This window comes from Shewanella putrefaciens (assembly GCF_016406325.1).
Taxonomy (GTDB): Bacteria; Pseudomonadota; Gammaproteobacteria; order Enterobacterales; family Shewanellaceae; genus Shewanella; species Shewanella putrefaciens.
Genome location: NZ_CP066370.1, coordinates 2,607,781 through 2,631,894, shown reverse-complemented (window position 1 = coordinate 2,631,894; position 24,114 = coordinate 2,607,781). Strand labels below are relative to the sequence as shown.

At 46.5% G+C, this 24,114-nt stretch carries 12 protein-coding genes, 2 tRNA genes and 3 rRNA genes; 10 read left to right on the top strand and 7 right to left on the bottom strand.

Annotation, left to right across the window (positions count from 1 at the left end):
* Window positions 1–121: 121 nt before the first annotated feature.
* Both JEZ96_RS11770 and JEZ96_RS11765 read left to right on the top strand, forming a co-directional pair.
* Entirely contained in the window at window positions 122–1,969 is a 1,848-nt protein-coding gene (locus JEZ96_RS11770; RefSeq protein ID WP_014610777.1) for a DUF294 nucleotidyltransferase-like domain-containing protein, read from the top strand.
* A gap of 15 nt (window positions 1,970–1,984) precedes the next feature.
* Window positions 1,985–2,656: an exonuclease domain-containing protein gene (locus JEZ96_RS11765; RefSeq protein ID WP_011919484.1), complete on the top strand. Its 672-nt coding sequence runs from the start codon at window positions 1,985–1,987 to the stop codon at window positions 2,654–2,656.
* 197 nt (window positions 2,657–2,853) lie between these two features.
* Here the strand turns inward: JEZ96_RS11765 and JEZ96_RS11760 are convergent, their stop codons facing one another.
* Both JEZ96_RS11760 and JEZ96_RS11755 read right to left on the bottom strand, forming a co-directional pair.
* Window positions 2,854–3,918, bottom strand: a complete 1,065-nt coding sequence (locus JEZ96_RS11760) for a ketoacyl-ACP synthase III (protein WP_011788990.1) — start codon at window positions 3,916–3,918, stop codon at window positions 2,854–2,856.
* Window positions 3,919–4,010: 92 nt separating this feature from the next.
* Window positions 4,011–4,682, bottom strand: a complete 672-nt coding sequence (locus JEZ96_RS11755; RefSeq protein WP_014610775.1) for a GntR family transcriptional regulator — start codon at window positions 4,680–4,682, stop codon at window positions 4,011–4,013.
* Window positions 4,683–5,016: 334 nt separating this feature from the next.
* Between JEZ96_RS11755 and gmhB the strand changes: the two genes are divergently transcribed.
* The 6 genes from gmhB to rrf all read left to right on the top strand — a co-directional run bounded on the left by gmhB (window position 5,017) and on the right by rrf (window position 11,550).
* Complete coding sequence (gmhB, locus tag JEZ96_RS11750; RefSeq protein WP_011788992.1) at window positions 5,017–5,568, top strand: D-glycero-beta-D-manno-heptose 1,7-bisphosphate 7-phosphatase; 552 nt, start codon at window positions 5,017–5,019, stop codon at window positions 5,566–5,568.
* A 403-nt stretch (window positions 5,569–5,971) separates the two neighbouring features.
* A 16S ribosomal RNA gene (locus tag JEZ96_RS11745) occupies window positions 5,972–7,514 on the top strand.
* 213 nt (window positions 7,515–7,727) lie between these two features.
* A tRNA-Ile gene (locus JEZ96_RS11740) sits at window positions 7,728–7,804 on the top strand.
* 137 nt (window positions 7,805–7,941) lie between these two features.
* Window positions 7,942–8,017 (top strand) — tRNA-Ala (locus tag JEZ96_RS11735).
* Between the two features lie 291 nt (window positions 8,018–8,308).
* A 23S ribosomal RNA gene (locus tag JEZ96_RS11730) occupies window positions 8,309–11,201 on the top strand.
* Window positions 11,202–11,434: 233 nt separating this feature from the next.
* Window positions 11,435–11,550 (top strand): 5S ribosomal RNA (gene rrf, locus JEZ96_RS11725).
* Together the 16S, 23S and 5S rRNA genes with 2 tRNA genes alongside form the textbook arrangement of a ribosomal RNA operon.
* A gap of 311 nt (window positions 11,551–11,861) precedes the next feature.
* On the opposite strand, the gene JEZ96_RS11720 is transcribed toward rrf, so the two are convergent.
* The 3 genes from JEZ96_RS11720 to acs all read right to left on the bottom strand — a co-directional run bounded on the left by JEZ96_RS11720 (window position 11,862) and on the right by acs (window position 16,091).
* Window positions 11,862–12,122: a GrxA family glutaredoxin gene (locus JEZ96_RS11720; RefSeq protein WP_007648921.1), complete on the bottom strand. Its 261-nt coding sequence runs from the start codon at window positions 12,120–12,122 to the stop codon at window positions 11,862–11,864.
* 60 nt (window positions 12,123–12,182) lie between these two features.
* The gene (locus JEZ96_RS11715; RefSeq protein WP_011788993.1) at window positions 12,183–13,991 is read right to left on the bottom strand and encodes a DEAD/DEAH box helicase; all 1,809 of its coding nucleotides are present in this window, start codon (window positions 13,989–13,991) and stop codon (window positions 12,183–12,185) included.
* A 147-nt stretch (window positions 13,992–14,138) separates the two neighbouring features.
* Window positions 14,139–16,091, bottom strand: coding sequence for an acetate--CoA ligase (gene acs, locus JEZ96_RS11710; RefSeq protein WP_025007719.1), 1,953 nt, complete (start codon window positions 16,089–16,091; stop codon window positions 14,139–14,141).
* A 175-nt stretch (window positions 16,092–16,266) separates the two neighbouring features.
* Between acs and JEZ96_RS11705 the strand changes: the two genes are divergently transcribed.
* Entirely contained in the window at window positions 16,267–19,704 is a 3,438-nt protein-coding gene (locus tag JEZ96_RS11705) for a hybrid sensor histidine kinase/response regulator (RefSeq protein WP_011788995.1), read from the top strand.
* A gap of 55 nt (window positions 19,705–19,759) precedes the next feature.
* On the opposite strand, the gene JEZ96_RS11700 is transcribed toward JEZ96_RS11705, so the two are convergent.
* On the bottom strand, window positions 19,760–21,361 hold the full coding sequence (locus JEZ96_RS11700; RefSeq protein ID WP_061783170.1) for a methyl-accepting chemotaxis protein: 1,602 nt from the start codon (window positions 21,359–21,361) through the stop codon (window positions 19,760–19,762).
* Between the two features lie 232 nt (window positions 21,362–21,593).
* Window positions 21,594–22,934: an adenosylmethionine--8-amino-7-oxononanoate transaminase gene (gene bioA, locus JEZ96_RS11695; RefSeq protein ID WP_025007720.1), complete on the bottom strand. Its 1,341-nt coding sequence runs from the start codon at window positions 22,932–22,934 to the stop codon at window positions 21,594–21,596.
* A 123-nt stretch (window positions 22,935–23,057) separates the two neighbouring features.
* On the opposite strand from bioA, the gene bioB reads away from it, so the two are divergent.
* Window positions 23,058–24,110 carry a biotin synthase BioB gene (gene bioB, locus JEZ96_RS11690; protein WP_011788998.1) on the top strand — a complete coding sequence of 351 codons (1,053 nt, stop codon included), beginning with the start codon at window positions 23,058–23,060 and terminating at the stop codon, window positions 24,108–24,110.
* Window positions 24,111–24,114: the final 4 nt, after the last annotated feature.

Here is a 24,114-nt window from a genome sequence, read left to right as displayed (position 1 = left end):
AATAAAGAGCGCTTCGGCGCTCTTTTGCTTTTTAGCCTTGGCCTGACTTTAGTCGAATGTAGCTCACCTGCAATGCGGGCTATAGTGGTGAGAATATCAGATTAAAAATAAGGTGTTGCCTATGAATGCGAGTGAATTACAACCCGTAGTGCAATTTCTCAAGGGGTTAGTTCCCTTTGATACCTTACCTGATGAGGTGGTTTTACGTTGTGCTAAGGCAATCACCATAGGTTATTACAGTAAGGCTTCGGGCTATGTTAGCTTCGATGCCAATGCACCGAAACTATATATAGTACGCAGTGGTGCTTTTGAGGTGAGAGATCCTGAAGGCGTGTTAGTTGATAGAGTGGGTGAAGGTGAATTTTTTGGTTTTTCTACACTGCTATCGGGGGAGAAGGTTGTTAACAAGGTGGCAATACTGGAGGATGGTCTGGTTTATCATCTACCGCAATCTTTGTTTGATCAATTAAGGAGTGAGAGCCGACATTTCGATAAGTTTTTCACCCGAGCTTTTGCAAAGCGTCTTCGGCATGAGGCGCGTTTTAAAGCAAAAGATCTCACGACAACAAGTCGTATCAGTACGTTAATGTCTTCCGATCCTATTATGATTGATGCCCATGCCAGTGTTACCCAAGCTGCACTCCTGATGCGAAATGCGCGCGTATCTTCTTTGTTGGTGACGGATAATCATAAATTAGTGGGTATTTTAACGGATAAGGATTTACGTAATCGAGTATTGGCAGTAGGCCTCGATGGTCGCCTAGCTGTACATCAAGCAATGACGGTTTCACCGATTTCTATTTCGTCGAATGCATTAATTTTTGAAGCTATGCTATTGATGAGTGAGCATAATATTCATCATTTACCTATTATTGATGAAGGTAAGGCTATTGGCATGGTAACCAGTACCGATATCTTGCGTGGACAAGGTTCTCAGCCGCTGTTGCTTATTGGGGAAATTGAGCGTCAGCAGGATCTGGCGAGCTTAATCTCTGTCAGTAAGCAAATTCCACTATTGCTGCAGAATTTAATCAGTGCCGATGCTAGGGCTGAAGAAATTGGACGTGTATTGACTTCGGTTACCGATGCACTGACGCGGCGGTTAATCGTGCTTAATCAGCAGCTTCTTGGTGATCCACCGATGGCTTTTTGTTGGTTAGCGTTCGGCTCTCAAGGTCGACAGGATCAAGCTGCATGTTCGGATCAAGATAATGGTCTACTGGTTGCAGAAGAAATGGATGACTATGCGAAGGGATATTTTGATGCGCTTACCCATGCGGTATGTTCTGGGTTAGATCAGTGTGGCTATGTTTTTTGTCCAGGTAATATCATGGCACAAAATCCACAATGGCGAATGTCACTAAAACAATGGCAACACCTATTTGAAAAGTGGGTGATAACCCCAGAACCTAAAGCGTTAATGCATGCCAGTATTTTTTTTGATATGCGATCGGTTTATGGGCCACAGACCTTATTTGATGCATTGCAGGATAAAGTATTAGCGCAAACCCGTGATAACGATATCTTTCTTGCGGGAATGACGGGGAATTCGTTGATTGAATCTCCCCCCTTAGGTTTTTTCCGCACATTTGTGCTCGAGCGTGATGGTAGTGAAGTAAAAGGTATTGATTTAAAACATAAAGGTAATGCATTAATTAATGATATCGCCCGTGTCTATGCGCTGTCAGCAGGCATAAAAGAAGTCAATACAGCCAAACGTATTCGCGCTTTGATGGATGCCAATATCCTCAATCGTAAGGATGCACTCAATTTGGCCGATGCCCACGAGTTTATCGCCCATATGCGCTTAGCTAATCAAGGTTACCAATATACTCAGGGACAAAAAGTGAGTAACTACTTGTTACCTGGTCATTTATCATCATTAGTTCGCCACCAATTACGGGACGCCTTTAAGGTGGTACATGATGCTCAATCTGGCATGAAAATGAAATTTATGCGGAGCTTTTAGGTGAGTATTCTGTTGATGAAGATGCGATTAAATTGGCGGGCTCTGCGTTGTCAGCATCAATTGTTCAAAGATTATTATCAATCACTTGTGCCTTTACTCTCGATGCCTGTATCCGAAGCCCCTTTAATGGCGATGGATTTAGAGATGACGGGGCTCGATCCTTTGCAAGATCAAATACTCAGTATAGGTCTCGTGCCTATTGAACACGGCGTGATCCCACTTGAGGGGGCACAGCAAAAGTTAGTGCAAATTCGGGGCAGCGTTGGCCAAAGTGCCACTATTCACGGCATTCTCGATAATCATTTAGTACAAGCAGTCACCATTGAAGACGCCATGGCATGGTTTATTGCTAAAACACGTGGCAGAGTGTTGGTTGCGCATCATTCCCCATTAGATTGCCGATTTTTACAGCAGGATATTTTGGCTATTTATCATCAAGCGGTATTTTTACCCTCGATAGATACCTTAATGCTTGAAAAGCGTCGATTGTTACGAGGACATCATGCTATTAAAGAAGGTAGTTTACGCCTTGGTGCTTGCCGTGAGCGTTATGGTTTACCTGTCTATTCAGCCCATAGTGCATTGACTGATGCCTTAGCTTGCGCTGAACTGTTACTCGCGCAGGTGGCTGCAATGGATGGGGCAAGGCAGCTCAAAGTGGCTGAGCTAATGCAGCAATCTTCCTGATGTTGTTTGTTATTATCTCGCTTTTCATAAGGTTAACTAGATGATTATGTTTGTTGTACGTTCGCATTTGTAGACTGTCTTTCATTGCTTTATCAGGAAGAGTGTCGCATCCCTTTTTTGTACGTGATTTTAGTGATTAAAAAAGCCATCATCGGATGGCTTTTTTGGAAGTGGTGATTAATCTTATTGGCCAAAACTTAGTTACAAAAATAATCAACCGCACGTTTGACCAGTTCAATACCACTTTGATCGCAAGGAGGTAACTCTGCATCACTTATATTAAGCGGCTTCACTCGCTCACCCCATTGAAGAAGAAGTGCTGCTGAAGTTAATCCGGCTCCAAAAGCGCATGACAGTATGGTTTGATGTGGCTTGATAAGTTCTTTTTCCAAGGCGTCACAAATGGCAATCGGAATCGTCGCCGCTGAGGTATTGCCATAGTTAGCAATATTCACAAAGGCTTTTTCTTTCGGGATTTTCATTCGACTTACAAGTGTATCGATAATACGTTCATTCGCTTGATGCGGAATGACTAAATCGACCTCGTCTTTATCTACACCACATTTTTCAAGCACTTGAGTGCTTAACTTGTTCATACCATTAATGGCGCGTTTAAAGATTTCTTGCCCATCAAATTGAATATAAAAATCTAAAGATTCGGCGGAGAATCTATCCATAGCGGTACCGAAACCCGCTTTTAGAATATCACGGCCATCAGGGTCATTATTAAGCTCATAACCAAGCACACCACCTGGAATAGTTGAGGCTTCTACTACAACTGCACCCGCACCATCACCAAATAGTACTGCGGTTTCACGGCGCGACCAATCTAAATAGAAAGATAGGCGTTCAGCCCCGATCACTAAAACTTTTTTGCTCTGGCCGCTTTTAATTTGAGAGCTCGCTAAACCTAAGCCGTATAGAAAACCGCTACAGGCTGCGTTGATATCAAATGCAGCGCAGTTTGAACCAATATTGGCTTGTACCGTCGATGCAATATTGGGGATTAATGTATCTGGACTGGCACTTGCCAGAATGATCATATCTATCTCACTGCCATCGATGCCCGCTGCTGCAAGGGCTCGCTTTGCGGCAACGGATGCCAGTTCAGAGGTATTCACATGGCTGATATGACGTTGACTGATCCCTGTGCGCGATTTAATCCATTCATCGGACGTTTCGATAAAAGTTGCAAGATCATCGTTAGTCAAGGTTGCGGGGGGGACACACTTGCCCCAACCTGTGATAGTGGCGTACTGCATGGTAGTTTCTCTCAAATAAAAAAGGCAGAACTTGAAGTGCTGCCTTGAATCGACAACAAAGCTTATCGGTATAACCAATAACTGTCCGTGATCTAGTCCACCTGTTTGGCGACAAGCTCGCGGATAGTCATCGCGGCATGCAAAATATGATGTCGCAGTAACGCCGTTGCTTTCTCTGTTTCTCTTAATTTGCAATGGTTGAGCAAGGCACGGTGCTCATGCTCTGCAGCAGGAATTCCCCCTGCTAACAACAATTGCAAACGAATATATCTATCGCAGTTTGTATTAAGGCCGTGGACGACCTCAAGGGTATGTGGGCGATTAGCGGCTTGATATAAACAAGTGTGAAATTGTGTATTTAGCTCGCTCCAACTGGCGACGGCATCTTCATGTTTAAAGGCCGATTCCAATTGCTCAAGTACCTGTTCTGCTTTAATTAAATCTTGTTCTTGGAGTTGCGGAATTGCCTTTGCAAGCAGATCCGTTTCAATCATTGCTCGTAATTCAAATAGTTCAGTAACTTGTTCGACGGATAATACGGTTGCAGTTGCACCCTTATGCGGTTCGAATTTGACTAACCCTTCCGCTTCGAGTTGCACTAATGCTTCTCTTACTGGGATCCTACTCACATGCAAGGCTTCAGCTAAAGCACTTTGTCTGAGCGGTTCTCCTGCGGCTATGTCCCCTGAAAGAATTTTCTCTCTGAGCGCTTCTACAACTAACTGAGTGCGGGTTTTGTGGACTATAGGCGTAGTTCGACTCATTTTTCCGTCTATTTTCGGCTGTTCTTTCATTATCCGCCCAAGGTTACCGCTAAAAACACCACAAATAAAGGGGCATGCTCGATTGAGTACATGGATAATGAGATGGATTTAACGATATAAAGTGTATGTTTTAACCTTCTTTACCGCTGAGTTGAGATTTTCCGTGTTAGATATCCTTTTGCGTAGCATCACTAAACCCTATTGCTTCTAAGCATGAGTTCCTCTGTATGGGGCCCATCGAAGTAAAGGTGAACTTCGCGGTGCAATTTATTGCAATGAATGAAATAATACCCAACAGAACGCCTTAGGCGATGTTTTGAGTGGAGTAAGTACTGTGGTTGCAGTCAATCGAGCCGTTTTTTTAGACCGTGATGGTGTTATCAATAAAGATCATGGTTATGTACATCAAGTTGATGATTTTGAATATATCGAAGGTGTGTTCGAAGCATGTCTCGCATTAAAAAAAATGGGCTACAAGTTAGTCGTCGTCACTAACCAATCCGGTATAGCCCGCGGTATGTACAGTGAAGATCAGTTTCACAGTTTAACAGAGTGGATGGATTGGAACTTTGCCGATAAAGGGGTTGATCTCGATGGCATCTACTACTGCCCGCACCATGCAGAAAAGGGGATGGGTGAATATAAAGTTGATTGTGATTGCCGTAAACCCAAGCCTGGTATGCTTAACGATGCCGCTAAATTCTTAAAAGTCGACTTATCACAGTCAGTGATGGTGGGTGATAAAGCTGATGATATGCAGGCGGCAAAAGCGGCAGGTGTGCCAACACGTATATTAGTGCGTAGCGGTAAAGTGATTGCAGACAGTAGTGATGCAACAATAGTGCTCGATAGTATTGCTGATGTACCTGATTACTTGAAAGCCTAGGTTAGATTTCACCCTAAACTCAGCAATAGGGTTGATTAAATATACATTTAGTTTAAAAAGTGTGCGCTTGAAGCGTTTTTCGTCATTATTCGCTAAAAAGGGGTTGCGATAAAATCTGCCATCCCTATAATGCGCATCCACTGACCCAGCGGGGTCAAGGTTAAACGCTGAATAAGCCGCTAATCATGCTCTTTAACAATATATCAAGCAAATCTGTGTGGACACTCACAGGTGTTGAGTTAATCGAAACTGCTTAGCCTTCGGGTTGGCAGTCAAAGAATTAAATCAACCAATTCTTTCACGAGAGTGAAGAGTGTCCATAGCAATATGTACAAAGAGTTAATCGCAAGATTAATTCGAACAGAATTCGTTGAGCCGAAACCTTCGGGTTTCACCAAAACTTTAATTGAAGAGTTTGATCATGGCTCAGATTGAACGCTGGCGGCAGGCCTAACACATGCAAGTCGAGCGGCAGCACAAGGGAGTTTACTCCTGAGGTGGCGAGCGGCGGACGGGTGAGTAATGCCTAGGGATCTGCCCAGTCGAGGGGGATAACAGTTGGAAACGACTGCTAATACCGCATACGCCCTACGGGGGAAAGGAGGGGACCTTCGGGCCTTCCGCGATTGGATGAACCTAGGTGGGATTAGCTAGTTGGTGAGGTAATGGCTCACCAAGGCGACGATCCCTAGCTGTTCTGAGAGGATGATCAGCCACACTGGGACTGAGACACGGCCCAGACTCCTACGGGAGGCAGCAGTGGGGAATATTGCACAATGGGGGAAACCCTGATGCAGCCATGCCGCGTGTGTGAAGAAGGCCTTCGGGTTGTAAAGCACTTTCAGTAGGGAGGAAAGGGTGTAGTTTAATACGCTATATCTGTGACGTTACCTACAGAAGAAGGACCGGCTAACTCCGTGCCAGCAGCCGCGGTAATACGGAGGGTCCGAGCGTTAATCGGAATTACTGGGCGTAAAGCGTGCGCAGGCGGTTTGTTAAGCGAGATGTGAAAGCCCTGGGCTCAACCTAGGAATAGCATTTCGAACTGGCGAACTAGAGTCTTGTAGAGGGGGGTAGAATTCCAGGTGTAGCGGTGAAATGCGTAGAGATCTGGAGGAATACCGGTGGCGAAGGCGGCCCCCTGGACAAAGACTGACGCTCATGCACGAAAGCGTGGGGAGCAAACAGGATTAGATACCCTGGTAGTCCACGCCGTAAACGATGTCTACTCGGAGTTTGGTGTCTTGAACACTGGGCTCTCAAGCTAACGCATTAAGTAGACCGCCTGGGGAGTACGGCCGCAAGGTTAAAACTCAAATGAATTGACGGGGGCCCGCACAAGCGGTGGAGCATGTGGTTTAATTCGATGCAACGCGAAGAACCTTACCTACTCTTGACATCCACAGAACTTTCCAGAGATGGATTGGTGCCTTCGGGAACTGTGAGACAGGTGCTGCATGGCTGTCGTCAGCTCGTGTTGTGAAATGTTGGGTTAAGTCCCGCAACGAGCGCAACCCCTATCCTTATTTGCCAGCACGTAATGGTGGGAACTCTAGGGAGACTGCCGGTGATAAACCGGAGGAAGGTGGGGACGACGTCAAGTCATCATGGCCCTTACGAGTAGGGCTACACACGTGCTACAATGGCGAGTACAGAGGGTTGCAAAGCCGCGAGGTGGAGCTAATCTCACAAAGCTCGTCGTAGTCCGGATTGGAGTCTGCAACTCGACTCCATGAAGTCGGAATCGCTAGTAATCGTGGATCAGAATGCCACGGTGAATACGTTCCCGGGCCTTGTACACACCGCCCGTCACACCATGGGAGTGGGCTGCAAAAGAAGTGGGTAGCTTAACCTTCGGGGGGGCGCTCACCACTTTGTGGTTCATGACTGGGGTGAAGTCGTAACAAGGTAGCCCTAGGGGAACCTGGGGCTGGATCACCTCCTTACCTATACGACTAACTCGATGCTTGGTCGAAAAATGCTCCTGCATTTTCGACATTCGGTACATCCGTGTACCTTTTGAGTGTTCACACAGATTTGCTTGATAGAAGAAAGAGTAAAAGATGGGTCTGTAGCTTAACTGGTTAGCACCCCAATCCCCTCATAAAGAGTAGGGTGAGGTCGGTGGTTCTGGATGGTTGTAGATTTATCAATAAGATGGGTCTGTAGCTCAGCTGGTTAGAGCGCACCCCTGATAAGGGTGAGGTCGGTGGTTCAAGTCCACTCTGACCCACCAATCCTTCCTTCTCAGCGTTGGAAAGTGACTCGTTTAGTGAACTAAACGTCGCCACTGTCCGCCTTGATAAGAAATGATTGGCAAACCAATCCTTTAAGAGGTTTGGAACATCTTATTTACTCGCACTGCATGTAAATGGGGCTATAGCTCAGCTGGGAGAGCGCCTGCCTTGCACGCAGGAGGTCTGCGGTTCGATCCCGCATAGCTCCACCATTTACTGCATTATGGTTAGAGATGCCAAAGATAAACTGAAAAATTATCTTTGGCTTTTTTAAGCCCGCTCTTTAACAATTTGGAAAGCTGATAGTATTAAACACAATGATGTCTGTCGTTGTGTTGATACGAAAAAAGTTTAATGCGAAAGCATTAAACATTGAGTTCTCAAACACTTTATTAAGTGTCTTGAATATTCAAGTCTAAGGCGCGTCCACTTCTTTGGTCAGAAGTGAGACAAGTAAAACCAGCTGGTCGCAACAATTCAAGTGAAACTCATTTGGGTTGTATGGTTAAGCGACTAAGCGTATACGGTGGATGCCTTGGCAGTCAGAGGCGATGAAGGACGTAGTAACTTGCGAAAAGCGTTGGCGAGCTAGTAACAAGCATTTGAGCTAACGATGTCCGAATGGGGGAACCCGGCCGCATAAGCGGTCATCATGTAGTGAATACATAGCTACATGAGGCGAACGAGGGGAACTGAAACATCTAAGTACCCTTAGGAAAAGAAATCAACCGAGATTCCCCTAGTAGCGGCGAGCGAACGGGGATTAGCCCTTAAGTCTATGGGGTGTTAGTGGAATGGTCTGGAAAGTCCAGCGGCACAGGGTGATAGCCCCGTACACGAAAACTAACCGTAGATGAAAACGAGTAAGGCGGGACACGTGACATCCTGTTTGAATATGGGGGGACCATCCTCCAAGGCTAAATACTCCTGACTGACCGATAGTGAACCAGTACCGTGAGGGAAAGGCGAAAAGAACCCCTGTGAGGGGAGTGAAATAGAACCTGAAACCGTATACGTACAAGCAGTGGGAGCGGTTCTTGAGACCGTGACTGCGTACCTTTTGTATAATGGGTCAGCGACTTACATTTTGTAGCGAGGTTAAGCGAATAGCGGAGCCGTAGGGAAACCGAGTGTTAACTGCGCGTTTAGTTGCAAGGTGTAGACCCGAAACCCGGTGATCTAGCCATGGGCAGGTTGAAGGTTGAGTAACATCAACTGGAGGACCGAACCGACTAATGTTGAAAAATTAGCGGATGACTTGTGGCTGGGGGTGAAAGGCCAATCAAACCGGGAGATATCTGGTTCTCCTCGAAAGCTATTTAGGTAGCGCCTCGAGCGAATACCATTGGGGGTAGAGCACTGTTAAGGCTAGGGGGTCATCCCGACTTACCAACCCTTTGCAAACTCCGAATACCAATGAGTACTACTCGGGAGACAGACGGCGGGTGCTAACGTCCGTCGTCAAAAGGGAAACAACCCAGACCGTCAGCTAAGGTCCCAAAGTGTATGTTAAGTGGGAAACGATGTGGGAAGGCTTAGACAGCTAGGATGTTGGCTTAGAAGCAGCCATCATTTAAAGAAAGCGTAATAGCTCACTAGTCGAGTCGGCCTGCGCGGAAGATGTAACGGGGCTAAACATACCACCGAAGCTACGGGTGCAGCCCATTAGGGTTGCGCGGTAGAGGAGCGTTCTGTAAGCCGTTGAAGGTGAAGGGGTAACCCACGCTGGAGGTATCAGAAGTGCGAATGCTGACATGAGTAACGATAAAGGGGGTGAAAAACCCCCTCGCCGAAAGACCAAGGGTTCCTGTCCAACGTTAATCGGGGCAGGGTGAGTCGACCCCTAAGGTGAGGCCGAAAGGCGTAATCGATGGGAAACAGATTAATATTTCTGTACTTCCGCTAACTGCGATGGAGAGACGGAGAAGGCTAGGCTAGCGCGGCGTTGGTAGTCCGCGTTTAAGGTGGTAGGTGGGTGACTTAGGCAAATCCGGGTTGCTATACACTGAGAGCTGATGACGAGGTCCTAAGGGACTGAAGTAGTTGATGCCATGCTTCCAGGAAAATCTTCTAAGCTTCAGGTTAGTGGGAATCGTACCCCAAACCGACACAGGTGGTCGGGTAGAGAATACCAAGGCGCTTGAGAGAACTCGGCTGAAGGAACTAGGCAAAATGGTACCGTAACTTCGGGAGAAGGTACGCTCCTGTTGGTGATGAGACTTGCTCTCTAAGCTGACGGGAGTCGCAGATACCAGGTGGCTGCAACTGTTTATCAAAAACACAGCACTGTGCAAACTCGCAAGAGGAAGTATACGGTGTGACGCCTGCCCGGTGCCGGAAGGTTAATTGATTGGGTTATCGCAAGAGAAGCTCATGATCGAAGCCCCGGTAAACGGCGGCCGTAACTATAACGGTCCTAAGGTAGCGAAATTCCTTGTCGGGTAAGTTCCGACCTGCACGAATGGCGTAATGATGGCCACGCTGTCTCCAGCCGAGACTCAGTGAAGTTGAAATTGCGGTGAAGATGCCGTATACCCGCGGCTAGACGGAAAGACCCCGTGAACCTTTACTATAGCTTGGCACTGAACATTGAACCTACATGTGTAGGATAGGTGGGAGACTATGAAGTTGGGACGCTAGTCCTGATGGAGTCGTCCTTGAAATACCACCCTTGTAGTTTTGATGTTCTAACCTAGACCCCTAATCGGGGTTAGGGACAGTGCCTGGTGGGTAGTTTGACTGGGGCGGTCTCCTCCCAAAGAGTAACGGAGGAGCACGAAGGTTGGCTAAGTACGGTCGGACATCGTACGGTTAGTGCAATGGCATAAGCCAGCTTAACTGCGAGACATACACGTCGAGCAGGTACGAAAGTAGGTCATAGTGATCCGGTGGTTCTGAATGGAAGGGCCATCGCTCAACGGATAAAAGGTACTCCGGGGATAACAGGCTGATACCGCCCAAGAGTTCATATCGACGGCGGTGTTTGGCACCTCGATGTCGGCTCATCACATCCTGGGGCTGAAGTCGGTCCCAAGGGTATGGCTGTTCGCCATTTAAAGTGGTACGCGAGCTGGGTTCAGAACGTCGTGAGACAGTTCGGTCCCTATCTGCCGTGGGCGTTGGATGATTGAGGGGAGTTGCTCCTAGTACGAGAGGACCGGAGTGAACGAACCGCTGGTGTTCGGGTTGTCATGCCAATGGCATTGCCCGGTAGCTACGTTCGGAATCGATAACCGCTGAAAGCATCTAAGCGGGAAGCGAGCCCCAAGATGAGTCATCCCTTGGACTATAAGTCCACTAAAGAGCCGTTCGAGACTAGGACGTTGATAGGCATGGTGTGTAAGCGTTGTGAGGCGTTGAGCTAACATGTACTAATGACTCGAGAGGCTTAACCATACAACCCAGATGGGTTTTACTGCAAAGTGAGCTTAGACAGAATATAAACACTTAATGAAGTGTGGTCATAAAATGCTCCTGCATTTATGACACACAGTACATCCGTGTACTTGAACTCAAAAAACAATCAGTTTTTCAAATTATTAAATAAGATAAGAGCAGGTTTTAGTTCCTAGAACCTAGAATCTAGCAGCACGCAGTGCGCTCTCGAGTCTTGTTTAAAACCGAATATGCTTGGTGACAATAGCATTGTGGAACCACCTGATCCCATCCCGAACTCAGAAGTGAAACGCAATCGCGCCGATGGTAGTGTGGGGTCTCCCCATGTGAGAGTAGGTCATCGCCAAGCGCCCAAATAAACACAAAAGCCCTAGCATAAACCGCTAGGGCTTTTTTGTTTATCTGCTTCGCAAAAACTTCCCTCGATGTCGGTCAATAAATGTTCCTTCATTATTGACACTTCCACCATCCATGGCGGTCGCACGCCGTTAAGCGGGGTCTCCAGCTGTACAATAAATTGCTCCGCTAGCCCGTCAGTTTTTATCCTTTATACAGAATGGTATTTTTTATTATCCTCATGTTTTCTCTTTGTTTTCTAAACGAAAAAGGAGACATTAGGTCTCCTTTTGTTCCGTATTAACTGTTAATTTTTGTGTGAGCTTAACCTAGTAGATTATTATCACGAACGTATTGTTCAAAATCTGTACAGCCACCAACATGTTTCTCATCAACGAAAATCTGCGGTACGGTTTCAACTGGCTTACCAACAGTTTTTTCTAAATCTGCTTTAGAGATGCCTTCTGCATGAATATCGACATATCTGAACTTGAAGTCATCACGCTTTTCAACGAGTTGCTCAGATAATTGCACCGCACGAACGCAATAAGGACAGCCTGGACGGCCAAAAATAACAACGAACATAATAGCTCCTTAGGATTACTTTAGTCGTTTTATACCATAGGCCTAAGTGAATTGATAATGTCAGCCGCGTTTATTTTCAGTTTGATAGCGACCTTGATAATCAAAATAGCTTTCGAGCAGATCCCAGCCTTTTTTATGTTTCTTCAGCAGCAAGAGATCGGGCATGCGGAATTTATCCGCGTCGTTGATTAACTCTGTCACCTTAGTGTACTTTTTTGGTTTTAATCCTGGTGTACGGCTATGGGGAAAGATGAATAAGGCATATAGGGCTCGCCACTGGGCCGGCGTTTGCAATTTAAAGCGGCGATTGAATTCATTACCGTCGATATCGAGGTACTGCACTTTCAGATTGCCGTCATCGTCGATGAGCGTCATATGTTGGCAGCGGAATAAATGATGGTGCTGCTGGCTGAGCACTTGGCGCAGGCGTTTATCGGGATCGATGAGGGTCGATTGGCAGTGCTGGCAAATGCGCGCCGCGATATCATTCTCTTCTCCGCAATCGGGGCAAGATTTAGATCTAAAGCGAAAGTCGCACTGCTGCTTTTTACCTTGCGGTTCGACGATACCCTGACAGCGGCGACCAAAGTGTTCGATAATGTCGCCATCGTCGTCCGTGAGTCCCCAGAATATATTGGCAAAATCGCACACAGGGCAATGCACTTGCACGGGTACCGATTTACTGTTGGGTTTCGCTTGGCCGACCTCGGGGAAATACAAGTCATAACCATTGGCAGCATAGTCGATGATAAGACAATCTTTTTTGCCTTCAGCGATTCGCAATCCACGGCCGATCATTTGTTGAAAAAGACTGACTGAGGCGGTTGGGCGCAAAATCGCAATTAAATCCACATGGGGCGCGTCGAAGCCTGTCGTTAGCACTGCTACGTTGACTAAAAACTTAAGCTCTTGGGCTTTAAAGCGTTCAATCGTCGCGTCACGTTCATCGTCGTGCGTTTGTGCTGTGATCATGGCGCTCTGTGCTGCGTGAGTCTGGTTGAGTAAATTAAAAATCTCATTGGCGTGGCGCACCGTTGCCGCAAAAATGATAATGCCTTTTCTATGTTGGCTCAGTTCAATGAGTTGTTTCACAATCGCTGTGGTCGCGCGGCCGTAATGCCCCAGCAAATCATTAACCTCGGCTTCGGCATATTCGCCATTCTCATTGGCTTTAAGTTGGCTGAAATCGTACTGGGCACTGAGGCCGTCGAATAGCGTAGGCGCTGTGAGGTAACCTTGTTTAATGAGTGGCCTGATGGGCAGCTCGAACACACAATGTTCAAACACGGCATGTTCGGGAGACCCCACTTTGCCGTGATAGTGTTGCTGATAAATCCAGCCAGTGCCAAGGCGATAGGGTGTGGCGGTGAGACCGAGCAATCTTAATTGGGGATTTTTCGTGCGTAAATGCTTGAGTACTTGCTGATATTGGCTGGTTTTTTCTAGGCTGACTCTGTGGCATTCATCAATAATGACTAACGAGAATGGTTGATCGAACTGCGATAATCCCCGCGCTGCCGATTGAATACTGGCAACGACGGTTTTTCCGTCGGTGGCTTTTTGATTGAGTCCCGCCGCATAAATACTGGCTTCGGTTGTCAGTAAACCGACTTTCTCTGCATTTTGTGCAACCAATTCTTTCACATGAGTAAGTACTAGCACTCGACCTTTAGCAATACGTGCCAGTTCAGCGATGACGATACTTTTGCCAGCACCAGTAGGCAAGACGAGTACGGCTGAAGCGGTGCTTTGCTTAAAATGTTGTATGGCAGCATCGACTGCTTGCTGTTGATAGTCTCGGAGGTTAACTGGCACGCTGATAAAAGATCTATATCGACCAAAATGAGGCGACAAGTTTAGCACAGTCATCAAAAAAAATGCCCCTTGGTTGGAGGGGCAAGCAAGAGAAAGGGGCAATCGGGCTCTTTCTCAACAGGGTTTCATCTTACTGAAAGTGACAACTTAGATAGATGCGCTTAATCCACACCAAACTAGATTAAGCGCGCGTACATTGGTTTATTCTGTACGATTTAAACGGGTTTCAATCAAGGTTTCGATAACCGCTGGATCGGCTAAGGTTGATGCATCACCTAAGTTGGTGACTTCGTTAGCAGCAATCTTACGTAGGAAGCGGCGCATAATTTTGCCTGAACGGGTTTTAGGTAATCCACTTGCCCATTGGATGAGGTCTGGAGTTGCTAATGCACCAATCTCTTTACGCACCCATTGGCGCAGTTCCTGGCGTAGCTCTTCACTTTCTTCTGTTCCACGGGTTAGCGTGACGTAGGCATAGATACCTTGGCCTTTAATATCGTGTGGATAGCCCACAACAGCGGCTTCAGCAACCAGTTCATGGGATACCAATGCACTTTCCACTTCAGCGGTACCTAAACGGTGTCCAGAGACGTTAATGACGTCATCGACACGCCCCGTGATCCAGTAGTAACCGTCTTCATCGCGACGGGCACCATCACCGGTAAAATACATGCCGCGGAAGGTTTTAAAGTAGGTCAGCACGAATCGTTCGTGATCGCCATACACAGTCCGCATTTGGCCTGGCCAAGAATCGAGTAAAACTAAGTTACCTTCATTCTCACCCTCTAAAATGTTACCCATATTGTCTACTAGGGCGGGTTGTACGCCAAAGAATGGACGGGTGGCTGATCCCGGTTTTGTGTCCGTCGCACCCGGCAGTGGCGTTATTAAAATACCGCCAGTCTCGGTTTGCCACCAAGTATCGACAATCGGACAATGCTCGTGACCAATGACTTCGTGATACCAACGCCATGCTTCTGGATTGATAGGTTCGCCAACTGAGCCCATGATCCGCAGTGTACTTCCATCGAATTGATCAAAATGCTGTTTGCCTTCGGCCATTAATGCACGGATCAACGTCGGTGCGGTGTAAAGGATATTGACCTTATGACGGTCAATCATCTCACCAAGTCGAGCGGGGCTTGGATGATTGGGCACGCCTTCGTGGATAAGTACAGTGGCACCATTGGCGAGTGGACCGTAAACCATATATGAGTGGCCCGTGATCCAACCTACATCAGCCGTACACCAGTACACTTCTCCGGCTTTATAATCAAAGACATATTCATGGGTCATCGACGCATAAACCATGTAACCACCAGTGGTATGTAAAACACCTTTAGGATTACCGGTAGAGCCTGAGGTATAGAGTAAAAACAGTGGGTCTTCGGCGCCCATTTCTTCTGGCTGGCAGTGCTCCGATGCGGTTTCAAGTAAGCTGTGCCACCAAACATCACGGCCTTCAACCCAGTCGATTTTGCCACCTGTACGTTTAAGTACAATGACTTTTTCTACGCTAGTGACATCGGGATGATTGAGCGCGTCATCGATATTACGCTTTAGCGGAATGGCTCGGCCACCGCGCATCCCCTCATCAGAGGTGATCACCACTTTTGATTTGCCATCGATCACACGGGAGGCGATAGAGTCAGGTGAGAAGCCACCAAATACGACTGAATGAACCGCGCCAATGCGTGCGCAAGCAAGCATAGCAACGGCGGCTTCTGGCACCATTGGCATGTAAATGGTGACTATGTCACCACGGTGCACGCCTTGACTGCGCAGTGCGTTGGCAAACTTACACACTTGAGTGTACAGCTCGCCATAGGTAATTTTACGCTGTTCATTGGCGTTATCACCTTCCCATATAATGGCAACACGATCACTGTGTTCGCTAAGGTGGCGGTCAAGGCAGTTAGCTGATGCGTTTAGGGTGCCATCGTAAAACCAGTTAATTGACAAATTATGATCGTCAAAAGAGGTTTTTTTGATCTTTGTATAGGGTTTTATCCAGTCAATGCGTTTGCCGTGCTCTCTCCAGAAACCCTCTGGGTTGACAATCGACTCTTGGTACATTGTTTTATATTGTTCGTTATTTACAAGTGCATTGGCAGCGATATTGCCGGAGACTTTGTAGAGAGACTGCGAGCTCATAGGGCTTCCCTTTAAAAAAATTGCGTGGACTGAGTATGGTATGCAAGGGGGCGGCAACTCCATTAGACCTTGGTCTAGTGTTAAAATTTCCTTTATATTTAGTCTGTTGCACTCTAAAATCTGGCTAGATTTCATCCATTATTTATCGCATTATAATGGGAAAAAAGAGCAAAATATGAATTTAACCTTAGTCGTTTCCGTCATTGCTGTTTGTTATGTATCACTTTTATTCCTGTTGGCTTGGGGAGCCGAGCGTTGGTTTGGTGGGGTGACAAAAAAGTTACAGGTTGTGATTTATGGCCTTAGTCTTGCCGTTTATTGCTCCTCATGGAGTTTTTTGGGGACTGTAGGGCAATCAGCTAAGGATCTTTGGTCTTTTTTACCCATATTTATCGGCCCGATCCTGATCTTTACTCTGGGGTTTGGCATGTTGCGCAAAATGGTACTTGTGTCTAAAGCACAAAATATTACCTCTGTTGCTGACTTTATTGCCGCACGTTATGGAAAATCCCAAACCCTTGCCGCTCTCGTCACTTTGATTGCGTTGTTTGGCATCATGCCTTACATCGCTTTACAACTTAAGGCGATGGTGTTTAGCCTGAATTTATTTCAACCCGCAGATGATCCCCTTGATGGGGTCACCATTTCGTTATTGATCACCGCATTACTCGCCATTTTTGCCATTTTATTTGGTACCCGAAAACTAGATGCAACTGAGCATAATCCCGGCATGATGCTCGCGATTGCCTTTGAGTCTTTGGTTAAACTTGCGGCTTTTCTGTTAGTTGGGATTGTCATTAGCTTTGGGGTATTTGATGGTTTTGGTGATATCTGGCAGCAGGCAAGTGCCAAGTCATTAATCAATAATCCCAATCCGCGTATTGAAGCCTTAATGCCTGAGCTATTAGTGGGCATGGCAGCCTTCCTGTGTATGCCAAGGCAGTTCCATGTCATGGTTGTTGAATGTGCTGATGAGTCCGTTTTATCAAAAGGGCGGTGGTTATTTCCTTTGTATTTAGCATTATTTGGCTTATTTGTTGGACCACTCGCCCTTGCTGGTCAATTGATCTTGGGGGATTCAGTTGCCGCCGATACTTATGTGATCAATTTGCCACTCGCATTAGATCAACCTCTGCTGGCCGTTATCGCTTTGCTAGGGACTTTATCGGCGGCGACGGGAATGGTCATTGTGGCCGTTGTGACCATCAGTGTTATGGTCAGTAATGAATGGTTAGTGCCGGTAATGTTACGCGCTGGGCATATTCGCGAGAAAAATTTTAGCCAATTCTCCCAAATGCTCCTTAATGTTCGCCGGTTAGCTATCGTCATTATCCTTGGTTTGGGCTACTGCAGTTACCTCGCTCTAGCGGACAGTGACTCTTTATCTCACTTAGGTATGTTGTCCTTTGGTGCTTTTGCCCAGCTAGCCCCTGCACTTGTGGGCGGGCTTTATTGGAAGCATGGTAACCGTGCAGGTGTGTTTTTAGGATTAGGCGTAGGTTTTGTCCTATGGTTTTATCTGATGCTCCAAGGTATGGCGGATACTCAAAGCTCTGGCGCACCGATTTCAACCCATTTTGAACTGACTAGTGCGATTCAGCCTAATGTGCGTGATGCCTTAACGGCGTTATTTGTCAATATTGCGTGTTATATACTGGGTTCTATTTGGTTTAGGGCAGGGGTGGCTGAGCGTATTCAGGCCAGTGCTTTTGTGAGCCCCGGTAAACTCAAAAATAATGCTAATAAAAAGAATGGGCCAATTTCACAACAGGATTTATTAATCCTTGCGAGTCGCTTTGTCAGCCCAACCCGTGCCTATGAGAGTTTTAGCCGTTTCTCAACTGATGCGGTTAAAAGTGATAGTTGGCATAAAGCGGCTCCTCCTGCGCTGATTTCTCATACTGAGCGTTTACTTGCCAGCGTCCTTGGTGCCTCAAGTGCGTCTTTGGTAATGGATTCTGTGCTGCAAGGGCGCGATCTTGCTTTGGATGAAGTATTTAGCCTTGTCGATGAAGCATCATCAAAAATCATGCTTAGCCAAGATATGCTACGCGGCGCGATTGAGCATGCCTATGAGGGGATGAGTGTTATTGATAGCGATCTGAACCTCGTGGCGTGGAATTATAAATATGTAGAGCTTTATCAATATCCAGAAGGTTTTTTGCAGCAGGGAATGCCTATCAGCGAAGTGATCCGCTTTAACGCTGCGCGGGGGTATTGCGGGCAAGGGGATATCGAATTACAGGTTGAAAAGCGGGTACAGCATATGCGTAATGGTACGCCGCATACTTCAGAGCGATATCGTAAAGACGGGAAAGTTATTAAAATTCAAGGGAACCCTATGCCAGATGGTGGGTTTGTTATGACTTTTACCGATATTACCCAATACCGTGAGCAGGAACGTGCTTTACTCGAAGCCAATGAAACCCTTGAAAGCAGAGTTAAGGAACGTACCTTTGAACTTGCGATGTTAAATAGCGAACTGTTAGAGGCTAAAGCCCAAGAGGAAATGGCGAATGCGTCTAAGAGTCGTTTTCTTGCCGCGGTAGGCCACGATTTGATGCAACCCTTAAATGCGGCGCGGTTATTTACCGCATCGCTATCCCAATATCCCAACTTAGACCGAGAGGCGCGCACGACCTTATCCCATGTGAATAGTTCGCTGAAAATTGCGGGTGAACTCCTAACCGATTTACTCGACATCTCTAAGCTGGATTCGGGGATGGTGGAGGTAAATCGGCGTGATTTTGCAATATCAGAGCTGCTTAATGGATTATCCGTCGAATTTGAAGCGATGGCGGGGGATAGTCAAATTCGCTTTAAGATGATGCCTTGCAGCGCCACAGTAAACTCCGATCCGTCACTCCTTAGGCGAGTGCTGCAAAACTTTTTAACCAATGCCTATCGCTATGCCCGTGGTGGGCGGGTACTTTTTGGTTGTCGTCATCGGGGGCGCGAACTTGAAATTCAAGTATTAGATACGGGTTGTGGCATTGATGAACGTGAAACCCAAGAGATTTTTAAGGAGTTTAAACGATTAAATAATCCTAAAAGTAATAGTGTGAGTGGTTTGGGTTTAGGATTAGCGATTGCAGATAGGATCAGTAAAGTGCTAGAGCACAGTATTTATGTGTCATCACAACTCGGCCGTGGCTCAGTGTTTTCGATTCGCGTCCCTTTAGGTGAAACCGTGCGCCAACCACAGATCAAAGCGTTACCCTCATTATTACAGCCCTTATCCGGCATTAAGGTGTTGTGTATCGATAATGAGGAGGCGATTTTGGCGGGATTAGAAAGTTTATTAAGTCGTTGGCAGTGCGAAGTTATCTGTGCCAAGAATTTATCAGAAGCCCGAATTAAGCTGGGTTTGAAAGGCGTAGCACCAGATATCGTCTTAGCGGATTTTCATTTGGATGATGGACAAAATGGGGTCGATGCGATGGACGGTATTCGTGCCTTGTATGGGCAAGATTTACCCGGTATTTTGATCACTGCGAATACCCGTAAAGAATTGGTTGAGGATGTGCAGCGCCGTGGTTATCACTATATGGCGAAAATGATTAAGCCAGCAGCACTGCGAGCCTTGATTTCAAGCCTCGTAAAATCAGTCTGACAATCTGAGTAACAAGCAAAACGCACTGAAATATCAGTGCTTTTTGCTTATACCGTTAAATCTTAAATATTGCTAATTTGCTGTTTAAATTCAGTGAGAGTTCCGCTAACGTCTCACTTTCTTGCGCAAGATAAGTGGCCGACTCAGATACCTCCAATGCGGAATTATTGATACCGCATACATTTCGATTCATATCCTCTGCGACCACACTTTGTTCTTCGGCAGCGGTGGCTATTTGGGTGGCCATATCACTCACATGTTTGATATGGTTGACAATTAAGGATAAATCATTCCCAGCTTTTGTCGATTGCTCAACGCTTTTTTCTGCAAGTTCTCGACTTTCATCCATGGCGTTGGCAGCATTGACGGCCCGCTGCTGTAATCGTGAAATTGTGGTTTGAATTTCTTCAGTGGATTGCCTCGTTCGACTAGCAAGTTGCCTGACTTCATCTGCAACGACAGCAAATCCACGGCCTTGCTCCCCCGCGCGGGCCGCTTCAATGGCGGCATTTAATGCGAGTAAATTGGTTTGCTCTGAAATGGCGCTGATCACAGAGGTGACTTCACTTATTTGCATCACCTCTTCTTTTAATTGATTGACTTGGGAGGTTGCCTGTTCAACCTCTTTTGCAAGGGCATGAATACCATCAACACTCGCATGGACATCTTGGTTACCTAGCCCCGCTTCCCATGTTGCTTCTTTGGTATCTTTTGCCGTGTTTTCAGCATTGTTAGCAACATCTGCAATGGTCGCGCTCATTTCATTCATTGCAGTGGCTAATTGGGCGAGCTGATCCCGTTGATTATTAACCGCTTGGTTGGTTTCTTCTGCTGTTGAGGCTATTCTCGCTGAAGCCTGTGCCACATTATCCGCTCCTTTGCTTGCTTCACTCAGCGCACTGCGGATCGCTGCCATACTTTTGTTTATGTTCTGGGCAAGCTGGCTTAGTTCATCCGTCCCATAAATTTTGAGTTCTATGGTTAAATCCCCTTGGGCAATACCGTGCATTGCCTCGTTGATATCATCAACTGAGCGAATAATGGAATAGCTAATCACATAACCTAGCCAAGCCATAAAGAGGATAAGTACAAAGGTGGTACTTCCCATGATGATATATTCTCGCCAAATAGTGTCTTCGATATCTTGGAGTAACATTCCTGACCCTAAAATCCAACCCCAAGGCTTAAAGCCTATAACGAGTGACATTTTTTGTGCTGCATCCCCAGATGCTGTCATCCATTGGTATTGTAAGACGCCATGTTGTCCATTTCGGCCGAGATCGACCATCTTAAACCAGTAATTTTCCTTGCCCGAATCTCCCATTTGCTGTCCAACCAGCTCTTTTCTGATGGGATGGACGACAACACGTCGTGATTCATCAATGACAAAAATATAGTTGTCTCCATCAAAGCGCATATCATTCAGCATCTCCTTCGCAGCTTGCTGAGCTTGCTCCATCGGGAGTGATTGCGCTAGTGCTTGAATACGGCTCATTGCCAATGTTAAGACGGCATTAAGCCGCGCCTCCCTCTCTGTCATCAGATTGTTTTTAAGGGCGTTAGCTGAAAGAAACAGTAAGATTAAGGTGCCCGTAAGTGCTGCAAATAATGGGAGGGCGAGTTTTCGATTAACGCTGATGTTCGCGAGTTTTAACATGTGATCTCCTTGTCTTTGTATCGCGGCTTAAGCTATTCCTCAGCTTTTGTAGTTACAGGGAATGTTAGAAAAATGGCAACTAAACTGAGCGATATAAGCATTGCCATATTTACTAAATTTTCCAGTTAACCCGCAAAATAAACAGCGTAAACACCAGTCTATTCGTCACAATTGTGAGCAAGGTTGCAATTGCAACATTGCTCATCGCCAATAAGTGATCGTTATTTAGAGACTAGCCATGGCTGATCAATTGCTTAGTGTTGTTTGAGCGAGCTTGAGTTAGGTTTACTGGCGTAATTGTTGCTGCAACTCGCTTCATTGCTTGAGTGAGTTGGCTTAATTGTGTCGTATTAATGATATAAGGCGGCATAATATAAATCAGGTGTGAGAAAGGGCGAACCCATACCCCTAAATCGACAAATTGTTGTTGCAGTGCGGCTGTATTGACTGGCTCATGCATTTCCAGTACTCCCACGGCACCGAGTACTCGCACCGCCTTCACACTTGGAATTTCAATTGCATCTTTAAGCTCTGTACGCATTTGCTGTTCAATGGCTGCTACTTGGATCTGCCATTCATTCCGATTAATGACATCAAGACTTGCACAAGCTGCTGCACAGGCAAGAGGATTACCCATAAAGGTGGGGCCATGCATAAATACGCCTGCGGGGGATTGGCTTATCCCCTGAGCCACTTCATCAGTACATAGGGTTGCCGCTAAGCTGATATAACCACCGGTCAGCGCTTTACCTAAACATAAGATATCTGGGGTGATTTGGGCGTGTTCATAGGCAAATAGTTTACCCGTGCGGCCAAAGCCAGTGGCGATTTCATCCAAGATCAATAGGATGTTGAATTCATCACACAGGGCACGAAGTCCTATTAAATACTCCGCACTGTAAAAGCGCATACCGCCCGCGCCTTGCATGATAGGCTCGATAATCACTGCAGCAATATCATTATGGTGCGTACTTAAGGTGTTACGCATTGCGGTTAAATCATCCGCTTGTAATGCTTCGCCAAAAGCGGTTTGTGGCGCATCGACAAAGCATTGTTTAGTCACAGCATCCCCAAACATGGTGTGCATACCACCCTCGGGATCGCAGACACTCATAGCAGCAAAGGTGTCGCCGTGGTAGCCCTTTTTAACAGTCAGAATGCGTTGCTTCTGAGGTTGTTCTTGGCCTTGCCAATATTGCAAAGCCATCTTGATGGCGACTTCGACGGCGATGGAGCCAGAGTCGCATAAAAAGACTTTTGTTAGCGGCTCACAGGTCATGGCAATGAGCTTTTTACACAGTGCGATAGCGGGCTCGTGGGTAATGCCGCCAAACATCACATGGCTTAGTTGATGTAATTGCTTTTCCATCGCACTCAATATGTCGAGATGGGCATAACCATGGACGCATGCCCACCATGAACTTGTGCCGTCAATCAGTTTACGACCATCGATTAACTCTAACTCACAGCCCTTTGCACTGTGCACGCCAAAAACCGGAAGAGAGTGGGTCATGGAGGTGTAAGGGTGCCAAATATGGGCACTGTCAAAGTCAAAATCGAGTAAATTACGCATAATAGCTCACATTTTTGGTTGTAAAGTAATCAGTAGTAAACTTGCCTTACTGGTTGGCGTTGACAGTTTAAGGGCTGAGGTTATCCTAGCCAAGATAAAAGACAGAATAATAAAAGGTGTGTAATGTCGCAGTTGCAAGTTCGCCATGATTGGAAGCGGGAAGAGATCGAAGCCTTATTTGCGCTACCGATGAATGACTTATTATTTAAAGCCCACAGTATTCACCGTGAGGTGTACGATCCTAATGAAGTGCAGATCAGCCGTTTGCTATCAATTAAAACGGGGGCTTGTCCTGAGGATTGTAAATATTGCCCGCAGAGTGCTCGCTATGATACAGGTCTAGAGAAAGAGCGTTTGCTGGCGATGGAAACCGTGTTGACCGAGGCTCGCAGTGCGAAAGCCGCGGGAGCTTCCCGTTTCTGCATGGGTGCAGCTTGGCGTAACCCCAAAGAAAAAGACATGCCATACCTTAAGCAAATGGTACAAGAGGTCAAAGCCTTAGGTATGGAAACCTGCATGACGCTTGGTATGTTATCCGCTGAACAAGCGAATGAGTTAGCAGATGCTGGACTAGATTATTACAACCACAATTTAGACACTTCGCCTGAATATTACGGTGATGTGATCACGACGCGTACCTATCAAAATCGTTTAGATACATTAACTCATGTACGCGCATCTGGGATGAAAGTGTGCTCAGGTGGAATTGTCGGTATGGGTGAAAAGGCAACTGATCGCGCAGGCTTACTGCAACAGCTGGCTAATTTACCGCAACATCCTGATTCAGTGCCTATCAATATGTTAGTCAAAGTGGCGGGGACGCCGTTTGAGAAGCTTGACGATCTCGACCCACTCGAATTCGTGCGTACTATCGCCGTGGCGCGTATCTTAATGCCACTTTCTCGCGTGCGTTTATCGGCGGGTCGCGAAAATATGAGTGATGAACTGCAGGCGATGTGTTTCTTTGCTGGTGCCAATTCGATTTTCTATGGTTGCAAATTGCTAACCACACCTAACCCAGAAGAAAGCGATGATATGGGGTTATTCCGTCGTTTAGGTTTGCGTCCTGAGCAGGGCGCCGTGGCAACCCTTGATGATGAACAGGCGGTGCTGGCTAAAGCGGCTGCCCATCAAGATAAATCAACAGCGCAGTTCTATGATGCTGCGGCGCTGTAATTAA

Excerpts from the sequence above, each read along its gene's own strand:
- JEZ96_RS11770 (WP_014610777.1), top strand. The coding sequence starts at position 122 with ATGAATGCGAGTGAATTACAACCCGTAGTGCAATTTCTCAAGGGGTTA.
- JEZ96_RS11765 (WP_011919484.1), top strand. The coding sequence starts at position 1,985 with ATGAAGATGCGATTAAATTGGCGGGCTCTGCGTTGTCAGCATCAATTG.
- JEZ96_RS11760 (WP_011788990.1), bottom strand. The coding sequence starts at position 3,918 with ATGCAGTACGCCACTATCACAGGTTGGGGCAAGTGTGTCCCCCCCGCA.
- JEZ96_RS11755 (WP_014610775.1), bottom strand. The coding sequence starts at position 4,682 with ATGAGTCGAACTACGCCTATAGTCCACAAAACCCGCACTCAGTTAGTT.
- JEZ96_RS11720 (WP_007648921.1), bottom strand. The coding sequence starts at position 12,122 with ATGTTCGTTGTTATTTTTGGCCGTCCAGGCTGTCCTTATTGCGTTCGT.
- JEZ96_RS11715 (WP_011788993.1), bottom strand. The coding sequence starts at position 13,991 with ATGACTGTGCTAAACTTGTCGCCTCATTTTGGTCGATATAGATCTTTT.
- acs (WP_025007719.1), bottom strand. The coding sequence starts at position 16,091 with ATGAGCTCGCAGTCTCTCTACAAAGTCTCCGGCAATATCGCTGCCAAT.
- JEZ96_RS11705 (WP_011788995.1), top strand. The coding sequence starts at position 16,267 with ATGAATTTAACCTTAGTCGTTTCCGTCATTGCTGTTTGTTATGTATCA.
- JEZ96_RS11700 (WP_061783170.1), bottom strand. The coding sequence starts at position 21,361 with ATGTTAAAACTCGCGAACATCAGCGTTAATCGAAAACTCGCCCTCCCA.
- bioA (WP_025007720.1), bottom strand. The coding sequence starts at position 22,934 with ATGCGTAATTTACTCGATTTTGACTTTGACAGTGCCCATATTTGGCAC.
- bioB (WP_011788998.1), top strand. The coding sequence starts at position 23,058 with ATGTCGCAGTTGCAAGTTCGCCATGATTGGAAGCGGGAAGAGATCGAA.